The organism is Bacillus sp. FSL R9-9497 (genome assembly GCF_038005805.1).
Lineage (GTDB): Bacteria > Bacillota > Bacilli > Bacillales > Bacillaceae_G > Bacillus_A > Bacillus_A cereus.
Map to the genome: position 1 here is coordinate 3,578,699 of NZ_JBBOTY010000001.1, position 23,113 is coordinate 3,601,811.

Genomic DNA, 23,113 nt, shown 5'->3' on the forward strand with positions numbered 1-23,113 from the left:
AAAAGCCGTTCAAAGTGCATCTCAGCACCCTGAACGGCTTTTCTTATTAAGTTAAATCACGTTTTAAAAACACAGTATATGAAATACATAAAAATACGAACAAATAAAGTAACAACATACATGATGCAAACGGGAATGTTACTCCATCAATAAAACTTCCATTCTTTGAAATACTATATAAATCTGTGTTTGCTGGCAATAAATATTTCGCCCAGTTATATCTAGTGGCTGCTAATAGCGCAATATTGCCTGATAAAGCAAGGAATAGTGAAATACCAATTGCACCTCCACTAGATCTCGTTAACACAGAAATCATAAATGCAAACGATGCGTACACAACCGTTGGTAACCACGATAAAACATAATATTTACTTGCTTCTACAAAAATGTTTTGTTTTATTATATTTCCATCTTGGAAAATAAACTCACTCCATGCAGGCTGTTGGAATTTATAAATAACAAGTCCACATAAAGCGGAGAAGATCATATTAAATATAAATAATAAAGCTGCAAATATAACGATTGCTAAAAATTTTGCTGTTAAAATTTTAAAGCGACTCGCTGGTCGTATCGTTAAAAATTTATATGTTCCCCAGCTATATTCATTCGCAAAAATTGTACTTGCATACACGAGGATAAATGGGAGCAAAATTGGAAATACGATAAAACCTGTATCTCTCATGAAAGAAAGTGGAGAACTGCTTGCCGGTGCTGTATCCGTATCTAAATGCTTCATCTTAAGCTGGTATTCTTTTACAAGCTCATCCCCTGATTTTTCTGCTAAAATAGCTTCTTTTTTCATGCCAAGCTTTTTCTCAATTTCTACAGTTCGTTCTGTATAATCTACTTTCCATCCTTTTGTTTCCGGTTCAAAATACTTTACCGTAACCCATCCTAATCCGATTATTAATACTGCAATAACTGCAAATGGAATAATCGTTCGCTTCCGCTTAAATATTTTATACAGTTCGTTATATACTAAATTAAACAATATCTTTTCCCCCTGTTAATTCTAAAAATTGCTCTTCTAACGTTTTTCTTTCTTCATATACACGATACACTTGAATATTTTTCTCAAGCAATGTACGAATAACATTTGGGATTTCTTCATCTTTTACATTAATAAGTAATTCATTATCTTTTACTAAAACATCATGCCCTAATATTTCTGCTGCTTTATTCGCATCATCTACACGTATACGGATCGTCTCCATCTCTTCGCTTTGGCTATGCTGAATATTTTGCGTAGCCACATATTGCCCGTGCTGAATAATGATAACTCTGTCACACATTAATTCAACTTCTGAAAGTAAGTGACTTGATACAAGTACAGCTTTTCCTTGTTCATGTGCAATTTTTTTTATGTACATTCTCATTTCATGTATTCCACTAGGGTCTAATCCATTTGTCGGTTCATCTAGTATCAGCACATCTGGATCGTGAATAAGCGCCTGAGCGATTCCTAAACGTTGTCTCATGCCGAGTGAATATGCTTTTACTTTACGATCAATTACTTGTCCCATCCCTAACAATTTCACTACTTCATCGATACGTTCTTCGGTCACATTACCATTCATTCGTCCGAAATATGTTAAATTTTCATAGCCGCTTAAAAAAGGATAAAATTCAGGTGTCTCAATTACCGCTCCAATTTTCGCAGCGGTTTTTTCGAATTGCTGTTTCACAGATTGACCATCAATCCATACTTCACCTTCGGTCATACGGATCATACCAACCATCATTCTCATTAAAGTCGTTTTTCCAGCACCGTTTGGTCCGAGTAAACCGACAACCTCGCCTTTTTTCACTTCAAAACTAATATTTTGTACAAGTGTCTTTGATCCGATTCGCTTCGTTAACCGATCGACTTTTACAATTGATTGTTCATTTGTCATTCTATACAACCTTTCCTTCCCATTCTTTGTCAGGTCTTTTCACTGTAACATGATTATTTTTATGTGTAAAATAGAAAAAAGCATGATTTCTCATGCCCTTTCTTTAAACCGCAACGAATTTTCATCTTTTAAACTTCGAACAAATCGATAACATTGCATCATCGATATTAAAACGACAGTCATCATAATTATACTAATAATTACAACTGCATATATTGTAATTGGCGCACTATTTATTCCTTGTATCCCTGCGACTTTCATAAAGATAACCGTGAATAATTTCAAAAATAGCATCCCATTAATTAATCCAAAAACAAATGCTGCTCCATAAATGAATAATTGCTCCTGACATAATACACATAGTACCTCTTTTCTTTTCATATTTTCTGCTACATAAGATATAAACTCCTCCCTCCTCACATGCAAAAGGGAGTACATCATTTTATATGTAGTAAAAATACATATGAAAATTAGTACAATAAAAAGTGTGTAAAAATACATTTGAAATACAAATGCATCCCCTACTTTCAAAATAGCTCCTTCATTAAATTGTAACGATATCATAAAAAACAAAATCATAGTACTCATAGCAATCCACATAAATTGCTTCATCCTTTTGGTAGCAAATGTTCTAATATTTTTTCTCGCTAACCGACATAAAGACATAAAATTCTTCCCCTACCTTATTACATACGCATTCTATACTACTAGTGTATAAAAATATGACATTTTAAACATCGCACTACAATCGGAATTTCTTCTAAGTCTTTAGTCCTAGAAAACGAAATAATAAAAATCACATTTAGAATATAATTGTAAAAAGGAGGAGATTGCATGCGTATAAAATTACTATTAATCTTGTCTTTATTATTATTCACAAGTTGTAGCCAACTAAAAAACAATGAAGTTGCCATTGTTGAGCCATACAAATTAACAACAGAGCAGGCTTCTATTTTACAAATGACTCCTTTTCAAGAAGGAAATAGCATATTTTATAACGTTACGCTAAAAAATGAGAAAGATGAAATAAATGCTACGATTGATTATTATAACAATGGTAAAAAAACAAAAGAAATTGCTAATATAGCTACATCACATTTTTCAAAAAAGAAAGTAAAGCTTTCTTTTTTACCACCACATTTCCAATTCGATAAAGATATACAAGAAAAAAGGCAGTGGTATATGAATATTGATGGTGGTTCAACGCTTGTTCATGAAGAAGCACCACCAAGCGTAAATAGCTCCGCAACTACTACAATCCCATCTATAAAAAATTTAAAATACAATCAAAAAACAACTTTAGCTGCTGTAATCCAAACAAGTAAAGAAACTGTAAGCGTTCCTACCATTGATGAAGAAACAGGTATTGATCTACTCTTAAAAGAAAATGAACACGTTTATCTATTTAGTATCGAGCTAAAAAAAGAACAATAAAGCGGAAATGCAACTTAAGTTGCATTTCCGCTTTATTGTTTAATAAGGTGTACTTTTATGGATTTGAATTAAATCCATTTTCTGCTACTACTATTATTCATCTTCTACTTCTATTCTTTTCTTCTCTCTTGCAATTTTTAAAAACTCTAGCAACTCTGGATTACTATTCATTTTTTTATAAGCCACTGACATTTCTGCAACAAAATTAGAATCATATAACTCTTTATATACAACTTCTGTTTTATATAACTTATTTGCCGACACGGGTATTACTGTAATTCCAATCCCTGCTGCTACAAGCCCCATAACTGTTTGATACTCTGTTGCTTCTTGTACAATACGCGGACTAAATCCAACTTCTCTGCAAAGAGATAAAATTGTATCATACAAAGCTGGCCATACTGGTCTCGTAATAAATACAAACGGCTCATCTCGTAAATCTTCTATATGTATTTCATCTTTCTCTGCAAGTGGATGTGCCTTTGGTAAACATAAGGTGCAAGATAACCTTTGAATTGGCTCTAATTCTAATAATTGCGTTGGAATTGGTGGACGTAAAAAGCCAATATCGATACGGTTATCATGAAGTGCATGAACTTGATCTGGTGTTGACAATTCATGTAATGCAACAGACACTCTCGGAAATTTCTTTCTATATTCCCTAACAATTGATGGTAAAATATCATATATCGCCGCACCTACAAAACCAATTGAAAGTGATCCTACTTCTCCCCTTTGCGCACTTTGTGCAACTTCTACTGCTTTTTCAATTTGTTCAAACGCCTTTTTTACTTCTTTTAAAAACATTTCTCCTGCTTCTGTTAGTTCAACCTTTCTTTTCGTTCTTGAAAATAATGTAACTCCCATTTCTTTTTCTAATTGCTGTATTTGTTGACTAAGTGGTGGTTGTGTCATTTGTAAACGAGCAGCCGCCCGTCCAAAGTGTAACTCTTCTGCCACAACAACAAAATATTGCAAATGCCGTAATTCCATTTTTGGACACCCTTTTCACTTTCGATTAATATGTCTTATATATTAATAACATATAATTTATATATTAGACAAATATTTTGAATGAACGTATAGTAGAAATTGTTAATTCTTTTTTACAATTTTTATGTAACAAAAGAAAGAGGTGGTTACTGTATGAAATGGTGGAAGTTAAGCGGACAAATTTTATTACTATTTTGTTTCGCTTGGACAGGTGAATGGATTGCAAAACAGGCACACCTCCCAGTTCCAGGAAGTATAATCGGTATTTTCTTATTATTAATTTCATTAAAATTTAACCTAGTTAAAAAAGAATGGATACAGGACGGAGCAGATTTTTTATTAAAAGAACTTATTTTATTTTTCATCCCTTCTGCAGTCGCTGTCATACGTTACAGAGATACACTAACACAATATGGAATCGATCTCATTTTAATTATTATGATTAGCACTCTTTGCGTTACCTTAGTTACAGGACTTTTAACAGAATTGCTACTAAAGCGGAAAGGATCAACGCAATGATCGGATTTCTTTGTTTACTATTAACACTATTCACATATTGGCTATCAAAAAAAATGTATCAACGCTGGAATTGGAGTCTACTTTCTCCTCTTCTCGTCTGTCCCATTATTTTAATTGCTTTATTGCTCGGATTAGATACACCTTATGAAACATATGAATCTGGTGGTCATTGGTTAACTGAATTATTAAAACCCGCAACAGTTGCTTTTGCATGGCCAATCTATAAATACTTTGATTTATTAAAGAAACATGGAATGGCTATCTTACTTAATGTCATTGTCGGTTCGTTTTTATCAGTCATTACTTCAGCACTACTAGCAAATTATTTTCAAATTGATTCATCACTAGAACATAGTTTAGCGCCACATATCGTAACAACACCAATCGCAATGGCTATTTCAGAAATGATTGGTGGTATGTCACAATTAACTGCTGTATTTGTCGTTTTAACTGCCTTAACAGGAGCATTGCTCGGTCCTTCTCTCATACGTATTTGCCGTATTAAAACAGCAATCGCAAAAGGTATTATGTTAGGAACGAGCGCAAATGGAACCGGTACATCAAAAGCATTCGAAATCGGTCCTGTGGAAGGAACAATCGCAAGTTTATCCATGCTTTTAACAGCAGGCGCTAGTTTAGTTATCGTTCCGCTTTTCTTGTCTTGGATACATTAAAGAAGCAAGTATTTACATACTTGCTTCTTTATCTATATATCGGCACAGCAATTCATAATCCTCTGGAAAAGCTAAACACAATTGTTCAACTTCATGTATCCCTTTCCAAGCAATTTCATGTATTAACTCATCAGGATCTTGGATTTTCATATTACCGCCTATTTGTTTAACAAAATAATAATGGACATACACTGGAACACCGTATGTAATACCCTCTTTTTCATATATTTTATTTACAACTTCCACATTGTAACCTGTTTCTTCCCAAACTTCCCTGATACAACATTCTTCTAGTGTCTCTCCCTTTTCAAGTCCTCCACTTGGGACAGACCACCTTTTTTCTTCTCCCTCTTTGCCCTGCAGTACCATTAAAACTTCCTTTCTTTCATTTACACATACCGCTGCACTACCTATCCATCTCTCCATAAACATCCCTCCCCTACTAAAATTCGCCCTCTTTTTTATTTTCCCCTTGAAAAAAAGAGGAAAAAAATAAAACAATGACGAAAGATTACATCAACTTCATAGGCAATCCCTTCTTAGAAATTAAAACTGGAAGGATGAAAATATGATTTCTAATTATGTTGTGGAATGTGTCTTTTGTGAAGAAAATCGAAAGCCTCGCCAAGCTATTGTCACAGTTCCCGCGACTACTCAGCTACTAGCCCTTGAAAAAGTGCGCGCGGAATGCAAACGTCGCTTCGGAAAAACTGTATTATTGCAAACAGAAATTAAAGAAGAAATAATTTTTGAACAAAAAGAAAGCTGACCATAAATTGGTCAGCTTTCATATCCGATCATATTTTCACATGAAGATTAGGGGCATCCTCTTTAAGGATCGGGATTTTCCCATTATGTACGTTCCATAATGGTCATCGAACAATATATTTCTATACAATTAACTATTGAATAGAATAGGGCAAAACTTGTTCGCATTTTTAGAAAAGGGATAGGGATATAATTCAAGTAGTACTTCGAATACTCGAACTTTACACTCATAATATTAAAACAAATCCTTTTATATGGGAAATATGAATTACCTACATAATTCATTCGTAAAATATATTAATAGTTTGCTATATTAATTTTATCCTGCTATTTGTAAGCAGTAACCCCCTACTTATTATAATTTCACTTTATTCCATCAATAGCATACATCCAGCTAAAACCGGTGTCATAATCATCGAAAACCTCAAAAGCATTCGCGGTGCATAATTTGTAAACTTCGCGCCAATGTATGCCCCTAACATGGTCCCAATTAATACTTGCAATAACAATATATAATCTAAATATCCTTCCGAACTATATCCTAGCCCGCCTCCAATTGCAATCGGTAATATAACAAGCATTGTTGTCCCTACAGATTGCTGAATCGTTAGTCCAAATAGAACCATTAATCCAAGCTGAATAAACGGTGCAGAACCAATCCCAAATGAACCAGCCATCATTCCAGTAACTAATCCAAGGCATATACATTTCAACAAGTAGTTCATGGAAAACTCTTTATGCTTATATAAAGATGACTGTTCTTTGTTTTGGAACATAATTAATTTAATAAACATAAAAATTGCCGATAAAAATAACATCCCAGCTGTAAACCAATGAAGAAGATGTGCTGGTATAAGTGAACCAAATTTAGAACCAATATAAGAGCCAATTGCGCCAAATCCCCCAACAATCCCGCCTATAATAAATGCAACATTGCCTTCACGGTAATGACTGACAACACCTGATAATGTCGTAAATGCCATTGCAGTTAAAGATGTTGCAAGAGCAACATGAATAGGAATATGAAATACTAAAGTGAGTATCGCGATAATAAACCCAGCTCCTCCAGCTCCAACAAATCCTAATAAAATACCCATTACTAACATTGTTATAATAATTGCCACAGACTTTCCCTCCAGTAACACAATTATCCATCATATTTATCCTTACATACAAATAAAAAGCATCCTAGACGGATGCTTTTTATTTCAAAAATATGTACTTAATCTTGATTAATCAAAATAACCGCTGGACCAGCTACTACTACTCCAGCTACTTCTATTTTTTCAAATTCCTTTACTGTAATAGATATAACTCCTTCTCTTTCCATCAATTCTTTACTCAGGACATCAGTCGGGATTGCTTTCACCGTCTTACCTCCTTTTCATTTATACAATATGATAAATTGAAACTTTCATCATTGGGTTTTTGTCCGTACTTATTGATTATTAACGCTCACCAATCGGGCGAATAATCACCCAATGCATCTATATATATGCATCACCTCCGCTTTCATTCCTTATTCCACTCAAAAACCTTCTCCCCCTTCCGTGACATATTGAAAAATAAAAAAGAAGCTATAACATATAGCTTCCCTCTACGTTTCTTTAATCTTTATGCACCGTATATTCCATGACTTTACCATCTCTATCAAATTGTAAAATAAGCTGTTCGCTATCTATTGGAATAAAGCCACGTTCAGTCCCAAGATAATACAAAGTGATAACTCCTTCTTCCCCACTTCTCGTTTCCGTTGGGGCTCCTAACAATTGTGTAATTTCTTCATTTGATTTCCCTATTAATTTATATTTTTGTAATAGATCATCTACCATATGTACCCGCTTATCTGCATGATTTAACCATCTATTTTGATTAAACTTTGATGTATATTCATTTACACTTAGTTGTACAGTGCACACTATTAATGGTATGAGTGCTACTATTAAAACCCCCAACATTTGCTTCTTTTCTTCATTACGATTTTTAGAAACATATAAAATAACCCTTTGAATCATAACTAATAAAACAAATGGTATGAATACTACAAAAATGCTCCTTACACTTAAGGGTATATGGACCCTATCAATGACGAATATAAATACAATGTACATTACTATATACAAACAAAAATAGACATATAAAATGCCACGTAGCATAGCGTTCAGAAAGATCTCCCCTTTTAACTCACAATATAATTCATCAGGCTAATCATTTCTCGAATTTGTTCTAATTCTTGCTCTGTATATACTACTTTCCCTGTTAAGATTTCATTTCTAAAGAACATTACAATTTGCTCCCGATCTTTTAATCTAGGTGTTTCCTCACTAGAAAGGTCTACTATTGCTTTTCCATTTTTATTATAAAAATATACAACTGGTTTTACCTTTTCTTTTATACTATTAGCCTGCATTTCATTCAAACAATTGTATAAAATTTGAGATAGTTTCTTCGCCTTATATACTGGATTCCCTTCATTTTTCACTTGTATAGTTGATGAATCTTTACCTACTATATATTCAAATGTTTCTTCTTTATCAACTTCTTGTTGATACTTACCCATTTCATCAATCATAAATGAATATATACCAGCATTTTCTTTCGTTAAACCATGAATTAATTTCTCGTTCCATTCTTTCGTCTCCAGTAGATAAATACCAGTTTTGCACAAGATAAGATGATGGATTCGATTATCGTTTATTTCACTATTATTTTTAATAAAAACATTCGGCATGACTTGAAATTCAGCATCTAATATGATGCCTTGCTCTATGAATCCTCGCTTCATATAATGTAATGTTTCGTACGTATTCATTTCAGCACCGTTTTTAGTATATTCTCGTAAATTTGCAATTAATTTTTGAAACATATGTATTTCGTTATTATGTTTATTTTGCATTTCACTACGTTCTTTACTATGCTGCACAGCTAATTGATTTTTCATCATACGCATATTTTCAATTTCTCTATTTGCACTTACTTGTAAATCATTGTATTTTTTCTGTTCCATATTTTTTAAATTATTTTGTTGTTCTTTATGCTCTATCACCGTAGCTGCAATTTCATTTTTATACGTTTCAATCGCTTGTTTCTTTTCAAATTCTACTTGCTGACTCTCTGATTCTAACTGTTTATTTTTATAAAACAGCACAAATACTACAGCTAATAATATTAAAACCGCACCTATTAGCACATAATTCATATTTTTACCCCTTTATTTCATTTTCGATTATTTTTTATAAATATATCTACTATAGTATACTATGGTTTCGATATAGACTTTGTAAAAGTTGTATATTTTTAATAAAAGGCACCTCTGACGGGGCACCTTTTATTTTCACTCTATTGTACACCATACTGAATATAACTCGGATCGTAGTATATCCATTGATTTGTCCCTAAGCAAAGCCATCCATCTTGCTTACTCCATACTCGATACGATTCACCATGATGTAACTGTCTTATAACATTTCCATTTAATGATGGAGCATCACGCAAATTTACATTATCACCAGTAATAGTCGCCACATAATGTTTATACTGAATATAACTCGGATCATTATATACCCACTGATTTGTCCCTAAACAAAGCCATCCATCTTGTTCTCCCCAAACTTCATATGTTTCGCCACGATTCAATTGGCGAATTACACTAGACTGCAAAGATGGTCCACTTCTCAAATTCACATTATCTCCATTAATTATAGCAACCCCGTACACTGGAGTTGCATTATTAGGCGGGGAAACATTACCTCCACCACTTGCTCCATTCCCTTTTAAAGCTTCTAATGAAACTGCAGCTGATACATCACAATTTCCTACGCCTGAAATTTGTCCAGAATCTGTGTACTGCCACGCTGTCCACGCTGTCCATCCACCCGCATCAGCAGGCGGTGTACTCGAGTATTTAGCAATCCAAAGCGGTATATCACTTAATCCGCTAATTCCGAACTCATTAATATACCAAACTCCTGTATATAACATTACATCTTTTCCAGTAGCCTGTTTCACATAATTTATGAAGCTTCTTGCCCAATTCGATATAGCGTTACCAGTTAAATTACTGTTGCTCGGATCTGTTGGTGATTCTAAATCCAGAACTGGCATTAAGTCTGTCTGGTTATTTTGTAATATACTCACAAAATATTTCGCCTCTGAAATTGCATCATTTTGTTCTGGGCGTGCAAAATGGTATGCACCAATTAATACATTCGCATTTCGTGCTGCTTGTACATTCTTAGTAAAAGTAGGATCAATGTAGTTTACACCTTCTGTCGCTTTTGCATACGCTGCTGGAATTCCAGATGCCTTCACTGCATTCCAATCAATATTCCCTTCCCAATGAGACACATCAATAAACGTAACATTTGAACCTGATCTGTTTTGCATATAAAATCTCCTATCAATTTTTTTACTTCGTATACATACAATATGTACAAGTTTCATAAGAGGACACAACATTTATGCTATAGAAACAAAGAGTAAACATATTTTGTATACAAAATAAAAAAGACCTTGTATTACAAGGCCTTTTGCAAACTCACTTTATTTTGTAGCAAGTACATATTATAATACAAACCTTGCTCACTTAGTAATTCTTGATGTGTTCCTCTTTCTACTATCTCTCCATCATGCATCACAAAAATTTGATCTGCATCTTGAATTGTAGATAACCTATGCGCAATGGCTATCGTCGTTCTACCTTTTCGCATTTGTTGCAACGCTGTTTGAATAGCCTCTTCTGTTTCTGTATCGATATTAGCTGTTGCTTCATCTAATACTAATACTTTCGGATTCGTTGCTATCGTTCTAGCAAAAGCAATTAATTGTCGTTGACCGCTTGAAAATGCTGCACCTCTTTCTACTACTTCTGTTTCATACTGTTTTGGTAACTTTTCAATAAACGTATTCGCTTGCACAAATCGAGCAGCTTCTTTTACTTCTTCATCCGTAATTTCTTCATTATACATACGAATATTTTGCTTTACATTTCCAGCAAATAAAAATGCATCTTGCAATACGAGTCCTATTTTCTTTCTAATTTCTCGTTCTTCAAATTTTTCTAAATCTACACCGTCTATTACAATATTTCCTGACTTAATATTATAAAATCGCATTAACAAATTCATAATCGTACTTTTTCCGCTACCAGTATGCCCAACAAAAGCAACCGTTTGCCCTTGTTTCACGTGAAATGATACATTTTTTAAAACGTCACGCTTTCCATCATATGAAAAAGTAACATTTTTAAATTCAATATCCCCATCCACAACTTGAGGATTCTCATTGCCTTTTTGAACCGGTGCTAAATCTTTCTCGTCCATTAAATGAAATACACGTGATGACGAAACAAGTGCCTGTTGGAAAAAGGACAATTTCATCATCATCTCATTTACAGGTTGGAAAAAACGATGTATATAGTTAACAAAAGCATATAAAACTCCTACTTCAACAGGGCTCTTTAAAGCATCAATCCCAAATAAACCTAGTACTAACGCAATAGCTACAATATGCACTAAATCCGTAGCCGGTCGTAAAAGTAATGCGTCTAACTTCAAAGTACGTCGCCCTGCACTATAATGTTTATTATTCACTTCTTCAAACTCTTTTCTCATACGTTTTTCTTGTCTGAACACTTGAACAATATTCATTCCTTGTATGGACTCGTTCAATTTTGCATTTAACACGCTTAATTGATTACGTACTTCTAAATAAAAAGCTGCACTTTTCCGGCGATATAATACCATAATCGCAAACATGATCGGAATTAATACGAGAGAAAATAGCGCTAATTTTACATCTAATAAAAACATCGCTATTAAAATACCTACTAAAAAGACTACATTTTTCACAAATGTTGATAATACACTAACATAAAAATCTTTAATCGCTTCCGTATCATTCGTTATACGAGATACGAGCGTACCAATTGGCGTACGATCAAAGAAACTTAATGACAGCTTTTGAACATGTTCATATACTTCGACTCGCATATCTTGAACAATCTTAAAAGCAATGTTCTGAAAGTACAATAGATTTAAATACGTAAATAATACTTTTAATAAATGAGCAACTATGTAAATTACAAATAAAGTAACGAGCGCTGATCGTTCAAAATCCCGCGGTACTAGGTGTTCATCGAGGAATTGTTTAATTAAAAAAGGCCCCATCATTTCCGTTACTGTCGCACCAACTAAAAAGATAAATGCTAAAGATAGCAACCCTTTATATGGCTTCATATAAGAAAGCAATCTACTTAAATCACTTCGCTTCTTCTCTACCATCATACGCCTCCTTTCTCGACTAAAGCTTCTAATTGCTGGCTTTCATACATTTCCTTATACCAGCCGTTTTCCTTCATTAATTCCTCATGTGTACCTCTTTGTACAATTCTACCTTCATCAACAACAAGAATAAGATTGGCATGCTGAATTGCACTTAATCGGTGTGCAGTAATAATCGTCGTTTTCCCTGCTCTTTCCCTCTTTAAGGCACTTAAAATCGTCTCTTCTGTTTTTGCATCTACTGCTGATAAACAATCATCCAAAATTAATATTTCAGCATTTGTTAATAAAGCACGAGCAATAGAGATTCGCTGTTTTTGACCACCAGATAACGAAACACCTCTTTCCCCTACTACTGTTTCATATCCTTCTGAAAATTGGAGGATGTCATTATGAATACAAGCAATCTCTGCAGCTTGGGTAATTTCATTATATGTAGCATCCGCCTTTCCAAAGGCAATATTCTCACCAATACTTGCTGAAAATAAAAAATGATCTTGCGGCACGTATGAAATGGCAGAACGGACACCATGAAGTGTTATATCTCGAATATCTCGCTCCCCAATTTTTAATTCACCATTAAAATGATCATACTCACGGATTAAACATTTTAATAAAGTCGTTTTCCCTGCGCCTGTACGTCCTACAACTCCTAGCGTTTCACCCTTCTTCAAATCAAAGTGAATATCGTTTAAATGTAACAATTCATTTTTCTTATACGAAAATGAATCAACGGCAAACGAAACATTACCGCTCGCTATTGTATGTACAGCATTTTCGCTATTTACTACATCTGATTTTTGTGAAAGAATTTTTTCTACACGGTCATATGAAGCACGCCCACGCTCCATAATATTGAATAACCATCCAAACGCTAACATTGGCCAAACAAGGGTACCTAAATATGTCGTAAATGTAACGAGATCACCTACTGTTAATTCACCTCTTACAACTAATACCGATCCATAACATACTGCGATTAAAAAAGAAAATCCAACGATAAGAGAGATTGTCGGATCAAATAACGAATCAATACGTGCAACTAACACATTTTTATGTACAACATCTTCTGATTTTCTTCGAAACGCCTGCAAATCTTCTTTCTCTTGTCCAAGCGAGCGAATCACTTTCATTCCACTCATACTCTCTTGCACTTTATCATTGATTTCCGAAAACGATTGCTGTGCTTTATGAAACCTTTTATGTAATAAAGTTCCATAATAATTTGTCGAAATAGCTACAATCGGCATTGGAATTAAACTTAATAATGTTAACTTCCAACTAATTGTAAAACCCATCGCTACGAGTACACATCCTCCGACAGCTAATGAGTCAACAAGCGTCAAAACACCTGCTCCAGCAGTTTGCTGGATCGCTTGAATATCATTGGTCGCATGTGCCATTAAATCACCTGTTCGATTTGACTGATAGAAAGATGGACTCATCTTTGTAAAATGTTCATATAAATTTTTTCGTAATTGGCGAGCTAATTTTAATGAAGACCCGAAAATCATAATACGCCATATGTAACGTAATATGTACATCGTAATACCTACAATTACTAATAGTACAACCCATTTTAGTAACTTATCGGTCGTCAATGTTCCATCATTAATTTCATCTACAACGATTCCAATTACTTTTGGTGCTACAAGTTCTAAAAGTGCAACGCCAAACAATAAAATAATTCCAGTTATGTACGCTCGTTTTTCTTGTTTAAAAAACCACGCTAAATTCATAAACACTTTCATTTTTTTCCTCCTCCCTTAAAATGAGCGATGTTTTCAGTTTACCAAAAATACAGAATTTTTAAAAGTTTTAAAAACTATAACTAACAAAAAGAAAGACACTCTTAGCGAGTGTCTTTTAGCGCTTATTTCATTTGTTGCTTGTTCATTGCGCTCATCATTTGATTGATTTTCTTTTGGGAAGGTTTTTGTCCCATTTGCATCATCATCATTTTTAACATTTGTTCGTTAATTGGTGGATTTTTTTGTAAGTAATTCATCATATATTTGCGGGCAATGAAAAATCCTAACGCCACGCCTGCTACTAGTGCTACTACGCCCACTAGAATACCTAACCAAATTGGCATATATTTTCCTCCTTCATGTTGTCTACCTTACAGTGTACTAAAACCTTTTCAATAAGACAAGATACAATTCGACATTTTTTACACATATGTTCGTACTTGTTTTAGAGGATTCAGCCATCCGTACTTTGTATTTTCATAATCCATAGCTAAAAATGTTAATTCACACTTTCTTAACACCTCAAAGAATGTCGTTTCCATAGAGACATTTCCAGAGGTATTCATACGAATATAGTGCGGTTTCACCATTATTTCGCCGTACTCCGCTCCCGTATAAAGTGTATGTGTATGATGTGTTCTATCATATTTACCAAGAACGCGCAAAGCTTGTTCTAATTTATGATGAATTTTCATTACTTGCAATGGCATCGTTATATACATCATTTGCTTATATAACACTTTTTTCTCCGAAAGGGACCCAGATTCTGAAAATCGAGCAAATAAATCAAAAAACAAATATTCACGACCAAAATAAGCTTTCGCAATATCCTCTTGAATTAAATACAATTCATACGTTTTCATTTTTCCACTCCCAATCTGGACAACCTTTTCTCTTCATTATATATAAGAAAATTTGCAATGATTGTCTGACTGCGGAGAGATAAAAAACTTTTTCTGTCGAAAAAACTCATTTACATAGAAAAACCTCTCCATGCCGGAGAGATTTTTCTGAAATCATTAAAGCATTTCTTTTACTTTACGAACAACGTTCTCTACAGTAAATCCATACTCTTCCATAATCTTCTCACCAGGAGCAGAAGCACCGAATGTATCGATACCTAACACATCTCCTTCAAGACCTACGTAACGGTGCCATCCGAATGTAGCACCCATTTCGATTGCGAAACGTTTTGTTACTGCTTTTGGTAATACAGATTCTTTGTACTCTGCAGTTTGAGCTTCGAAGCGATCCATAGATGGCATGCTGACAACAGCTGCGTCAACGCCGTCTACTGCTAATGCTTTTTGAGCTTCAACAGCTAGGCTTACTTCAGATCCAGTTGCAAGTAAGATTACATCAGCCGTTTCTTTCTTGCTTGCAGAAACTACATATGCACCTTTTGCTACTTTTTCATACGTATCATCTTTTGCACCTTCTAATGTTGGAAGGTCTTGACGAGTTAATACTAAAGCAGTTGGTTTGTTTGTAGATTCTAAAGCTAGTCTCCAAGCTGCAACAGATTCGTTACCATCAGCAGGACGGATAACAGAAACGTTTGGCATTGCACGAAGCGCTGCTAATTGCTCGATTGGTTCATGCGTTGGACCATCTTCACCAACAGCGATACTGTCATGTGTGAATACATACGTTACTGGCAATTGCATTAATGCTGCAAGGCGAATTGCTGGGCGTAAGTAATCAGAGAATACGAAGAACGTACCACCGTAAGTTTTTAAACCGCCATGTAGTGCAATACCGTTCATTGCTGCACCCATTGCGAACTCACGTACACCGTACCAAATGTTTTTACCGCTGTAATCATCTCTTGTAAAGTCTTTTTCATTATTCATGTATGTTTTGTTAGAACCAGCAAGGTCAGCAGATCCACCGAAGAATGATGGCACAGACTCTGCAATTGCATTAATTACAGCACCAGAAGAATTACGAGTTGCTGCTTTTGATCCTAATTCATAAGTTGGTAGGTTTTGCTCCCAACCTTCCGGAAGTTGACCGTTCATTGCTGCTTGGAATTCGTTTGCTAATTCTGGGTATGCTTGTGCATATTCACCTAGCATCGTGTTCCACTCTGCTTGCGCAGTTTCACCAACATCTTGTACTGTTTTACGGAAGTTGTCATATACCTCTTCTGCTACGTGGAAGTCTTGCTCAGCAGTCCAAGCATATGCTTCTTTCGTTAATTTTGTTTCTTCTACACCAAGTGGAGAACCATGTGAAGCTGATTTTCCTGATTTGTTTGGAGAACCGAAACCAATTGTCGTTCTTACTTCAATTAGCGTTGGGCGTTTTTCGTCAGCTTTCGCTTCTTCAATTGCTTTCGCGATTGCTTCAATATCGTTTCCATCCTCAACACGGATTACTTGCCATCCGTATGCTTTGTAACGATCTTCTACACTTTCAGAGAATGAACGATTTAAATCGCCATCTAATGAAATATCGTTTGAATCATAAAGCACAACAAGACGACCTAATTGTAAATGAGCAGCTAATGAAGATGCTTCAGCAGAAACGCCCTCCATTAAATCTCCATCACCACAAATAGCGTATGTATAATGATCTACTACATTATACGCATCACGGTTATATTTAGCAGCTAAATGTCTTTCAGCCATTGCCATACCTACAGCAGTTGCAATACCTTGTCCAAGTGGACCAGTCGTTGCATCTACACCAGCTGTATGACCGTACTCAGGATGTCCTGGAGTTTTGCTTCCCCATTGACGGAAGTTCTTTAAGTCATCCATTGTTACATCATAACCAGATAGGTGAAGTAGGCTGTATAATAACATTGAACCATGACCTGCAGATAATACGAAACGATCACGGTTAAACCACGTTGGGTTATTTGGATTGTGTTTCATAAATTGAGTCCATAATGTATAAGCCATTGGTGCTGCACCCATTGGCATTCCTGGGTGACCAGAGTTTGCTTTTTCAATCGCATCGATGGATAATGTGCGAATCGTGTTGATAGAAAGTTGTTCGATTGAATGTGACATGCTATTCTTCCCTTCGCTTATATTAGTAAACGTTTTATACATTTATATGATAGCTTCCCACGCAAGATTATACAACATGTATCGACAAATATGTTGATATTTTTTTGATTTTTTATAAAAAAATCAATGTTTCCGGGAATGTATGGGCATTCAATATGACATACTTTTTCATTATTTTTATTTTAAAAAGAAAGTGAATTATCTGTATATTTATACAAATTTCTTCTATACTTACTTTTTTAAATACGTTTTTAAAAACATAAAAAAGCATCTAACTTCGATGCTTTTCAAATAAGTTAAACAATCCGTTTCCGAATCGAACTTGAAATCCAATCAATTATAATTACCATTAAAATGATACCTAATAAAATAATCCCAACACGAGACCAATTCCGTGAACTCAGCGCAAAAATTAAAGGTGTACCAATCCCTCCTGCTCCAATAACCCCTAAAATCGCAGCGGATCGTACATTAATTTCAAATCTGTATAACGTATACGATAGAAAATCCGGTAACACTTGTGGTAACACTGCATACCAAAGTATTTGAAAACGGTTTGCTCCTGTTGCTAGTAACGCTTCCGTCGGTCCTTTATCTATGTTTTCAATTCCTTCTGAATATAGTTTCCCTAACATTCCAATAGAATGTAATCCTAAGGCTAATACTCCTGCAAAAGAGCCTGGACCAACAGCTTTTATAAATAAAAGAGCCATAACTAATTCAGGAAACGTACGAACAAAACTAAGTACAAATTTCCCAGATCCTGAAGTTAATTTTCCACTCCTCATATTCGTTGCCGCCCAAAAGGCAAACGGAACAGATAAAAATGCAGAAATAAATGTACCTAATATCGCAATTGCCAACGTATCAATTAATCCATGTAATAAATCTTCACCATCTGGCAAAGATACATACGACCAGTCTGGATTCAATATCCCTGTCATAATTGCTTTCGTGATTTCACCTGCTGTGTCCTTTATCCCCTCTAATGGCACTCCTGAAAAGGCCCATGCATATACAACTGTAAGTGCTATTAAAATAATCCAGCGATATATACTCGGTTTCTTCGGTTTTTGCACAATCATCGTCGTTCTATTCATTATAGTTTCTCCCGCAACAATGTACTAATGTAGTCAATTAACAAAACAACAATAAGGGTATAAATAATTATAGAAGCAGTTTGTTTATATTGTAAAAATCCAAGTGTACGATCATAATATAATCCAATACCACCTGCTCCTACTAAACCTAGGACAGCCGCTGCACGTACATTCACCTCAAATGTATATAGTACATAGGAAACAAAGTGTGCTTTTACTTGTGGAATGACTCCATAAACAATCCATTGCACCTTATTAGCCCCTACAGCTGTCATCGCTTCTAGTGGGCCCGGGTCAATTGATTCAATTGATTCATACAACAATTTCGCCACGAGCCCAATTGAGAAAAAAGTAAGAGCTAAAATACCCGGAAGTGGTCCTATTCCAAAAATAGCTACGAAAATTGCCGCTAATAATAAATCTGGTATCGTTCGAATAAAATTTAAAATCAATCAAGCTGGACTGTATAAAAATGTACTAGTAAACACATTACTTGCCGCAAACAGTGCAAGTGGAATAGCTAAAATCGCTCCTAAAGTCGTCCCAATAATCGCCATACGTATTGTATCTAACATTGCTGTTGTAATAACTTGAAAATAACTCCAATCTGGCGGCACCATTTCTTTTAACAAATCCATCATATTAGGAAAACCAACTACTAGCTTTGAAAATGATGCGTCGACCTGTATACTACTTCCCCACAACAGTAAAATGACTAGAATAAACGTTAACATATGTTTTAACTTACTCGGCGGCTTCGGTATCGATTTCGAATATATCGTTACGTCACTCATTTAACTGCCACCTCTAACAATTCATTTTTCTGTGCTACATCTCCATAAATTTCAGCAAATTTTTCATCTGTCGCCTCTTCTACTGAACCATCAAAAACAATTTCTCCTGCATGTAATCCAATAATACGTGTCGCATATTGCCTAGCTAAATCAATAGAATGCAAATTCACAATTGTTGTAATTCCAAAATCTTCATTGATTTTTTTCAAATCATTTAATACTTGCTTTGTCGTAAGTGGATCTAACGATGCAACAGGCTCATCTGCCAATATGATTTTTGCTTCTTGTGCCAATGCTCTAGCTATTGATACACGTTGCTGTTGTCCTCCTGATAATTCATCAGCACGTGCATATGCTTTTTCTAAAATATTCACTCTTTTTAACGCTTGAAATGCGAGCTCCACATCTTCTTTCGGAAACAAACCTAACGTTGTACGTAATGTGGAATGATATCCAATACGACCAGCTAATACATTTTTTAATACTGTTGATCGCTTTACAAGATTAAAACTTTGGAAGATCATACCGATATCCCGGCGCATACGCCTTAATTCTTTTCCTTTCGCAGCAGTAATAGACTCACCTTCAATAATGATTTCTCCTTCGGTAATCTCATGAAGACGATTTACGGATCTGAGAAGTGTAGATTTTCCAGCTCCAGACAGCCCTACCATTACAACAAACTCACCTTTTTGAATTTTCAAGTTTATATTATTCAATCCTTTTGTACCATTTGGATACACTTTGGAGACATTTCGAAACTCTATCACACATCTTACCTACCTTCTATGTATTCAAAACGGCAAACTAACTGAAAACATCCCCTTTCAGCTAGCTGCCATTTTCATATGTATTATTGCGTTTTTACTTTCTTCCCATATTCACGAACGATATCAAATTTACTATCATCAGATTTAACATATCCTTCATGTGAATATACTTCTTTAATGATTTTGTGACCTTCCTCATTCTTTCCAATTTCAATGAAAGCATCTTGTAATTTCTTGCTCCACTCTGCATCTAAATCAGATCGTACAGAAATTGTATCGTTCGGAATTTTCTCAGTAAATTTCACTATTTTCGTTTGATCAAATATATTCGGATAATCTTTTTTTACAATATTACGAGCATCTTGGAATACAACAGCTGCATCTACGTCACCATTTAAAAGAGCAATAAGCGACTGATCGTGACCTTTTAATGTAACAGGTTTCACATCTTTTAACGGATCAATTCCCTCTTTTAATAGAACAGCTGCAGGCCATACATACCCTGCTGATGATGTTACATCTTGATAACCAATCTTTTTACCTTTTAAATCTTTTACACTATTTATATTAGAGTCTTTTTTAACAACAAACTCAGATTTATAATAATCTACTAAATCTTTTGTAGGAGCTCCTGTTTCATCATCTACTCCAAAACGTTGTGCTTGTAAAATTACATTTGCAGCCTTCTTTTCATGTGCTAATACGTACGCTGTTGGCGGTAAAAATCCTACATCTACTTGTTTAGATGCCATCGCTTCTACAATTGTATTGTAGTTCGTTGAAATACTAACTTTTACTGGAATATTTAACTTATCACTTAATAGCTTCTCAAGCGGTTTTGCCTTCGCCTCTAACGTATCCGCATTTTGAGAAGGAACAAATTGAACATTTAAAGTCTTCGGTACATACCCTTTTTTCGTATCTTCATTTTTACTTGCACTTGACTCTTTCGTCCCGCAGCCACTTAATAATCCCGCTGCTAGTACAACTGTTGTGCTCATTGCAAAAACTTTTTTCAACATATTAATGCCTCCATTTTTCATTGTTATAAAATAACCTTTCATAAACATGAAGAAATATATCACATATTTTTACAAATAATTGATTATTTACAGAATCTTTACACATTCTATACACTCACATTAAAATTCTCTTCACATATTTGATATGATGAATTGGAAGATAACAATAGAAAAGGTGAGTCATATTGGAACAAAATCAAACTGTAACTTTAAACATCTTATTAACAAGCGATATACATGGCACTGTTTATCCTATTCACTACCAAGATAACTCCCCAGCAGAACTTGGTTTAGCTAAAATTTCTACTCTTATAAAAAAAGAACGTTCCCAAAATAGAAACGTTCTTTTAATTGATAATGGCGACTTTATTCAAGGAACACCATTTACTTATCATTATGTTACATACGAAAAAAACAAAAAAAACCCAATGTCCTTATTAGCGAATTACTTACAGTATGACGCTGCAATTATCGGCAATCATGAATTTAATTACGGGATGGATATATTAAATAATGCTGTGACTACTGCGAACTTCCCGTACCTATCAGCAAACATTTTAGATAAAAACAGTAAAAAACCTTATTTCGGAAAACCTTATATAATCAAACAGATTGAATCCAATATAAAAATTGCTATTTTAGGGGTAACAACACATTACATCCCAAATTGGGAACAGTCCCATCACATTAAAGATTTACTATTTGAAGATGCATTAAAGACTACAAAAGAATGGGTTTCTTATATTCGCGAACATGAGAAACCAGATTTACTAGTCGTAGCGTATCACGGGGGAGTTGAACGAGATTTACAAACCGGGGTACCGACTGAAGTGTTAACAGGAGAAAACCAAGGATATGCAATGTGCCATGAAATTGAAGGCATAGATATTTTATTAACAGGCCACCAACACCGGGAAATTGCTCACACAATGGCTAACGGTGTAACAATTTTACAGACCGGATGTAATGGAAACTCAGTTGGAAAAGTAAAAATAACATTCGAAAAAACAAAACATAAATGGGTGAAAAAAGAGAGGTCTTCTGAATTATTATCTGTACAAGGAGTTGAGGCTGACCAAGATGCACTTTCATTGGTAGCCGATTACGAAGAGAAAACACAAAAGTGGCTTGATCAACCTATTGGAATCATTCAGGGAGATATGCAAATTTCAGATGCTATGCAAACTCGTTTGCATGATCATCCTTTTATCGAATTCATAAATAAAATACAGATGGATATAGCTAATGTATCAATTTCTTGTACAAGTTTGTTCCATAATACATCTCCAGGTTTCCCGGAACATGTAACAATGCGTGACATCGTTTCTAATTATATTTATCCAAACACATTAAAAGTAATTAGAATAACTGGAGCAGATATAAAAAACGCTCTTGAACTCTCTGCTTCTTATTTCACATTAAAAACAGATGGATCCATCACCGTAAGTCCTACCTATATAGAACCAAAGCCACAACATTATAATTATGATATGTGGGAAGGGATTTCATACGTATTAAACATTTCAAAACCAATTGGTGAAAGAGTAGAATCTTTACAGCATAACAGTGCTCCTCTTAATATGAATGAAGAATATGACGTTGTAATGAATAATTATCGTGCAAGTGGCGGGGGAAATTTCTTTATGTTTCAAAATAAACCAGTAGTAAAAGATATACCCACAGATATGTCTGAACTTATCGCTAATTATATATTGGAACATAAAACGATAGAAGCAACAGTTAATAACAACTGGAAAGTTATTAAATAACGATTTTTACAAATAAAAAAGATGGGCTTCGCCCATCTTTTAATTTAATTTTGCATTATCTTGCTTTTTTAAAGCTTTTAATTTCGTCGGTGTAACATCTGTACCTTCTTCGTTAACAACTTTAATACCTTTAAGTTCGTTTAACATATTTTGACGAAATCCTTTTAAATATTGTTCACGTAGCGATTGACGCTCACGTTGCTCTTCTTCAGTTAAACCTTCAGCTTTTGCTTTTTTCGCTAAGAAGTTAATGCGTTCAACGAGTTCGTGATTAATCATCTCGAATCCCCCTTCTAATCAAAACTGATTATTATCATACAATA

Annotated in this window: 24 protein-coding genes and 1 pseudogene; 5 read left to right on the plus strand and 20 right to left on the minus strand. The window is 34.6% G+C overall.

Annotated features, from left to right (window positions below; translation table 11 throughout):
• Positions 1–46: 46 nt before the first annotated feature.
• The 3 genes from MKY21_RS18340 to MKY21_RS18350 form a co-directional block, all read right to left on the minus strand.
• On the minus strand, positions 47–991 hold the full coding sequence (locus tag MKY21_RS18340; RefSeq protein WP_000482759.1) for an ABC transporter permease: 945 nt from the start codon (positions 989–991) through the stop codon (positions 47–49).
• Complete coding sequence (locus tag MKY21_RS18345; RefSeq protein ID WP_000180623.1) at positions 984–1,895, minus strand: ABC transporter ATP-binding protein; 912 nt, start codon at positions 1,893–1,895, stop codon at positions 984–986. Before MKY21_RS18345 ends, MKY21_RS18340 begins: the two co-directional genes overlap by 8 nt.
• 90 nt (positions 1,896–1,985) lie before the next feature.
• Positions 1,986–2,561, minus strand: a complete 576-nt coding sequence (locus tag MKY21_RS18350; protein WP_000050624.1) for an FtsX-like permease family protein — start codon at positions 2,559–2,561, stop codon at positions 1,986–1,988.
• Between the two features lie 168 nt (positions 2,562–2,729).
• Between MKY21_RS18350 and MKY21_RS18355 the strand changes: the two genes are divergently transcribed.
• Entirely contained in the window at positions 2,730–3,329 is a 600-nt protein-coding gene (locus MKY21_RS18355) for a hypothetical protein (RefSeq protein ID WP_044795305.1), read from the plus strand.
• Between the two features lie 93 nt (positions 3,330–3,422).
• Here MKY21_RS18355 and alsR read toward each other — a convergent pair whose 3' ends face one another.
• A complete protein-coding gene (alsR, locus tag MKY21_RS18360; RefSeq protein ID WP_000423234.1) occupies positions 3,423–4,322 on the minus strand; it encodes an acetoin biosynthesis transcriptional regulator AlsR in 900 nt (299 codons plus the stop codon).
• A gap of 153 nt (positions 4,323–4,475) precedes the next feature.
• Between alsR and MKY21_RS18365 the strand changes: the two genes are divergently transcribed.
• Positions 4,476–4,841, plus strand: coding sequence for a CidA/LrgA family holin-like protein (locus MKY21_RS18365; protein ID WP_000872365.1), 366 nt, complete (start codon positions 4,476–4,478; stop codon positions 4,839–4,841).
• A complete protein-coding gene (locus MKY21_RS18370; protein WP_000578965.1) occupies positions 4,838–5,515 on the plus strand; it encodes an LrgB family protein in 678 nt (225 codons plus the stop codon). The genes MKY21_RS18365 and MKY21_RS18370 overlap by 4 nt, the downstream gene beginning before the upstream one ends.
• A gap of 12 nt (positions 5,516–5,527) precedes the next feature.
• Here MKY21_RS18370 and MKY21_RS18375 read toward each other — a convergent pair whose 3' ends face one another.
• Positions 5,528–5,941: an NUDIX hydrolase gene (locus MKY21_RS18375; protein WP_000442979.1), complete on the minus strand. Its 414-nt coding sequence runs from the start codon at positions 5,939–5,941 to the stop codon at positions 5,528–5,530.
• A 142-nt stretch (positions 5,942–6,083) separates the two neighbouring features.
• Between MKY21_RS18375 and MKY21_RS18380 the strand changes: the two genes are divergently transcribed.
• Complete coding sequence (locus tag MKY21_RS18380; RefSeq protein ID WP_000625226.1) at positions 6,084–6,284, plus strand: DUF3903 domain-containing protein; 201 nt, start codon at positions 6,084–6,086, stop codon at positions 6,282–6,284.
• 367 nt (positions 6,285–6,651) lie between these two features.
• Here the strand turns inward: MKY21_RS18380 and MKY21_RS18385 are convergent, their stop codons facing one another.
• From MKY21_RS18385 to MKY21_RS18450, 14 genes and pseudogenes are all read right to left on the minus strand, one after another.
• Entirely contained in the window at positions 6,652–7,407 is a 756-nt protein-coding gene (locus tag MKY21_RS18385; RefSeq protein WP_000974652.1) for a sulfite exporter TauE/SafE family protein, read from the minus strand.
• Between the two features lie 98 nt (positions 7,408–7,505).
• A complete protein-coding gene (locus MKY21_RS18390; protein WP_000644411.1) occupies positions 7,506–7,652 on the minus strand; it encodes a BC1881 family protein in 147 nt (48 codons plus the stop codon).
• A gap of 238 nt (positions 7,653–7,890) precedes the next feature.
• Positions 7,891–8,439 carry a hypothetical protein gene (locus MKY21_RS18395; protein ID WP_000943758.1) on the minus strand — a complete coding sequence of 183 codons (549 nt, stop codon included), beginning with the start codon at positions 8,437–8,439 and terminating at the stop codon, positions 7,891–7,893.
• A gap of 23 nt (positions 8,440–8,462) precedes the next feature.
• The gene (locus tag MKY21_RS18400; protein ID WP_001110277.1) at positions 8,463–9,482 is read right to left on the minus strand and encodes an NERD domain-containing protein; all 1,020 of its coding nucleotides are present in this window, start codon (positions 9,480–9,482) and stop codon (positions 8,463–8,465) included.
• Positions 9,483–9,622: 140 nt separating this feature from the next.
• The gene (locus MKY21_RS18405) at positions 9,623–10,669 is read right to left on the minus strand and encodes a GH25 family lysozyme (RefSeq protein WP_001181384.1); all 1,047 of its coding nucleotides are present in this window, start codon (positions 10,667–10,669) and stop codon (positions 9,623–9,625) included.
• A gap of 131 nt (positions 10,670–10,800) precedes the next feature.
• Complete coding sequence (locus MKY21_RS18410) at positions 10,801–12,564, minus strand: ABC transporter ATP-binding protein (protein ID WP_000229517.1); 1,764 nt, start codon at positions 12,562–12,564, stop codon at positions 10,801–10,803.
• Complete coding sequence (locus MKY21_RS18415; RefSeq protein ID WP_000862455.1) at positions 12,564–14,315, minus strand: ABC transporter ATP-binding protein; 1,752 nt, start codon at positions 14,313–14,315, stop codon at positions 12,564–12,566. Before MKY21_RS18415 ends, MKY21_RS18410 begins: the two co-directional genes overlap by 1 nt.
• 122 nt (positions 14,316–14,437) lie before the next feature.
• Entirely contained in the window at positions 14,438–14,659 is a 222-nt protein-coding gene (locus MKY21_RS18420; RefSeq protein ID WP_001123317.1) for a YneF family protein, read from the minus strand.
• Positions 14,660–14,737: 78 nt separating this feature from the next.
• A complete protein-coding gene (gene sirA, locus MKY21_RS18425) occupies positions 14,738–15,178 on the minus strand; it encodes a sporulation inhibitor of replication protein SirA (RefSeq protein ID WP_000860645.1) in 441 nt (146 codons plus the stop codon).
• A gap of 156 nt (positions 15,179–15,334) precedes the next feature.
• A complete protein-coding gene (tkt, locus tag MKY21_RS18430; RefSeq protein WP_000019766.1) occupies positions 15,335–17,335 on the minus strand; it encodes a transketolase in 2,001 nt (666 codons plus the stop codon).
• 296 nt (positions 17,336–17,631) lie between these two features.
• Positions 17,632–18,435, minus strand: a complete 804-nt coding sequence (gene phnE / locus MKY21_RS18435) for a phosphonate ABC transporter, permease protein PhnE (RefSeq protein WP_001082392.1) — start codon at positions 18,433–18,435, stop codon at positions 17,632–17,634.
• Positions 18,435–19,229, minus strand: a pseudogene (gene phnE / locus MKY21_RS18440) (phosphonate ABC transporter, permease protein PhnE). Before phnE (MKY21_RS18440) ends, phnE (MKY21_RS18435) begins: the two are co-directional and overlap by 1 nt.
• Positions 19,226–19,999, minus strand: coding sequence for a phosphonate ABC transporter ATP-binding protein (gene phnC, locus MKY21_RS18445; RefSeq protein ID WP_000569246.1), 774 nt, complete (start codon positions 19,997–19,999; stop codon positions 19,226–19,228). The pseudogene phnE (MKY21_RS18440) and the gene phnC overlap by 4 nt, the downstream one beginning before the upstream one ends.
• Before the next feature lie 83 nt (positions 20,000–20,082).
• Positions 20,083–21,021 (minus strand): phosphate/phosphite/phosphonate ABC transporter substrate-binding protein, encoded by a 939-nt coding sequence (locus MKY21_RS18450; RefSeq protein WP_000915058.1) that lies wholly within the window; start codon positions 21,019–21,021, stop codon positions 20,083–20,085.
• 185 nt (positions 21,022–21,206) lie between these two features.
• Between MKY21_RS18450 and MKY21_RS18455 the strand changes: the two genes are divergently transcribed.
• Positions 21,207–22,790 (plus strand): bifunctional metallophosphatase/5'-nucleotidase, encoded by a 1,584-nt coding sequence (locus MKY21_RS18455; RefSeq protein WP_000437442.1) that lies wholly within the window; start codon positions 21,207–21,209, stop codon positions 22,788–22,790.
• A gap of 39 nt (positions 22,791–22,829) precedes the next feature.
• Here MKY21_RS18455 and MKY21_RS18460 read toward each other — a convergent pair whose 3' ends face one another.
• The gene (locus MKY21_RS18460) at positions 22,830–23,069 is read right to left on the minus strand and encodes a DUF896 domain-containing protein (RefSeq protein ID WP_000607015.1); all 240 of its coding nucleotides are present in this window, start codon (positions 23,067–23,069) and stop codon (positions 22,830–22,832) included.
• Positions 23,070–23,113 lie beyond the last annotated feature (44 nt).

Coding starts and splice junctions, on each gene's coding strand:
- MKY21_RS18415 (WP_000862455.1), bottom strand. CDS start 14,315: ATGAAAGTGTTTATGAATTTAGCGTGGTTTTTTAAACAAGAAAAACGA.
- alsR (WP_000423234.1), bottom strand. CDS start 4,322: ATGGAATTACGGCATTTGCAATATTTTGTTGTTGTGGCAGAAGAGTTA.
- MKY21_RS18460 (WP_000607015.1), bottom strand. CDS start 23,069: ATGATTAATCACGAACTCGTTGAACGCATTAACTTCTTAGCGAAAAAA.
- MKY21_RS18345 (WP_000180623.1), bottom strand. CDS start 1,895: ATGACAAATGAACAATCAATTGTAAAAGTCGATCGGTTAACGAAGCGA.
- MKY21_RS18420 (WP_001123317.1), bottom strand. CDS start 14,659: ATGCCAATTTGGTTAGGTATTCTAGTGGGCGTAGTAGCACTAGTAGCA.
- MKY21_RS18355 (WP_044795305.1), top strand. CDS start 2,730: ATGCGTATAAAATTACTATTAATCTTGTCTTTATTATTATTCACAAGT.
- MKY21_RS18375 (WP_000442979.1), bottom strand. CDS start 5,941: ATGGAGAGATGGATAGGTAGTGCAGCGGTATGTGTAAATGAAAGAAAG.
- MKY21_RS18400 (WP_001110277.1), bottom strand. CDS start 9,482: ATGAATTATGTGCTAATAGGTGCGGTTTTAATATTATTAGCTGTAGTA.
- MKY21_RS18370 (WP_000578965.1), top strand. CDS start 4,838: ATGATCGGATTTCTTTGTTTACTATTAACACTATTCACATATTGGCTA.
- MKY21_RS18395 (WP_000943758.1), bottom strand. CDS start 8,439: ATGCTACGTGGCATTTTATATGTCTATTTTTGTTTGTATATAGTAATG.
- MKY21_RS18350 (WP_000050624.1), bottom strand. CDS start 2,561: ATGTCTTTATGTCGGTTAGCGAGAAAAAATATTAGAACATTTGCTACC.
- sirA (WP_000860645.1), bottom strand. CDS start 15,178: ATGAAAACGTATGAATTGTATTTAATTCAAGAGGATATTGCGAAAGCT.
- MKY21_RS18405 (WP_001181384.1), bottom strand. CDS start 10,669: ATGCAAAACAGATCAGGTTCAAATGTTACGTTTATTGATGTGTCTCAT.
- MKY21_RS18365 (WP_000872365.1), top strand. CDS start 4,476: ATGAAATGGTGGAAGTTAAGCGGACAAATTTTATTACTATTTTGTTTC.
- MKY21_RS18380 (WP_000625226.1), top strand. CDS start 6,084: ATGATTTCTAATTATGTTGTGGAATGTGTCTTTTGTGAAGAAAATCGA.
- MKY21_RS18450 (WP_000915058.1), bottom strand. CDS start 21,021: ATGTTGAAAAAAGTTTTTGCAATGAGCACAACAGTTGTACTAGCAGCG.
- MKY21_RS18410 (WP_000229517.1), bottom strand. CDS start 12,564: ATGGTAGAGAAGAAGCGAAGTGATTTAAGTAGATTGCTTTCTTATATG.
- phnE (WP_001082392.1), bottom strand. CDS start 18,435: ATGAATAGAACGACGATGATTGTGCAAAAACCGAAGAAACCGAGTATA.
- tkt (WP_000019766.1), bottom strand. CDS start 17,335: ATGTCACATTCAATCGAACAACTTTCTATCAACACGATTCGCACATTA.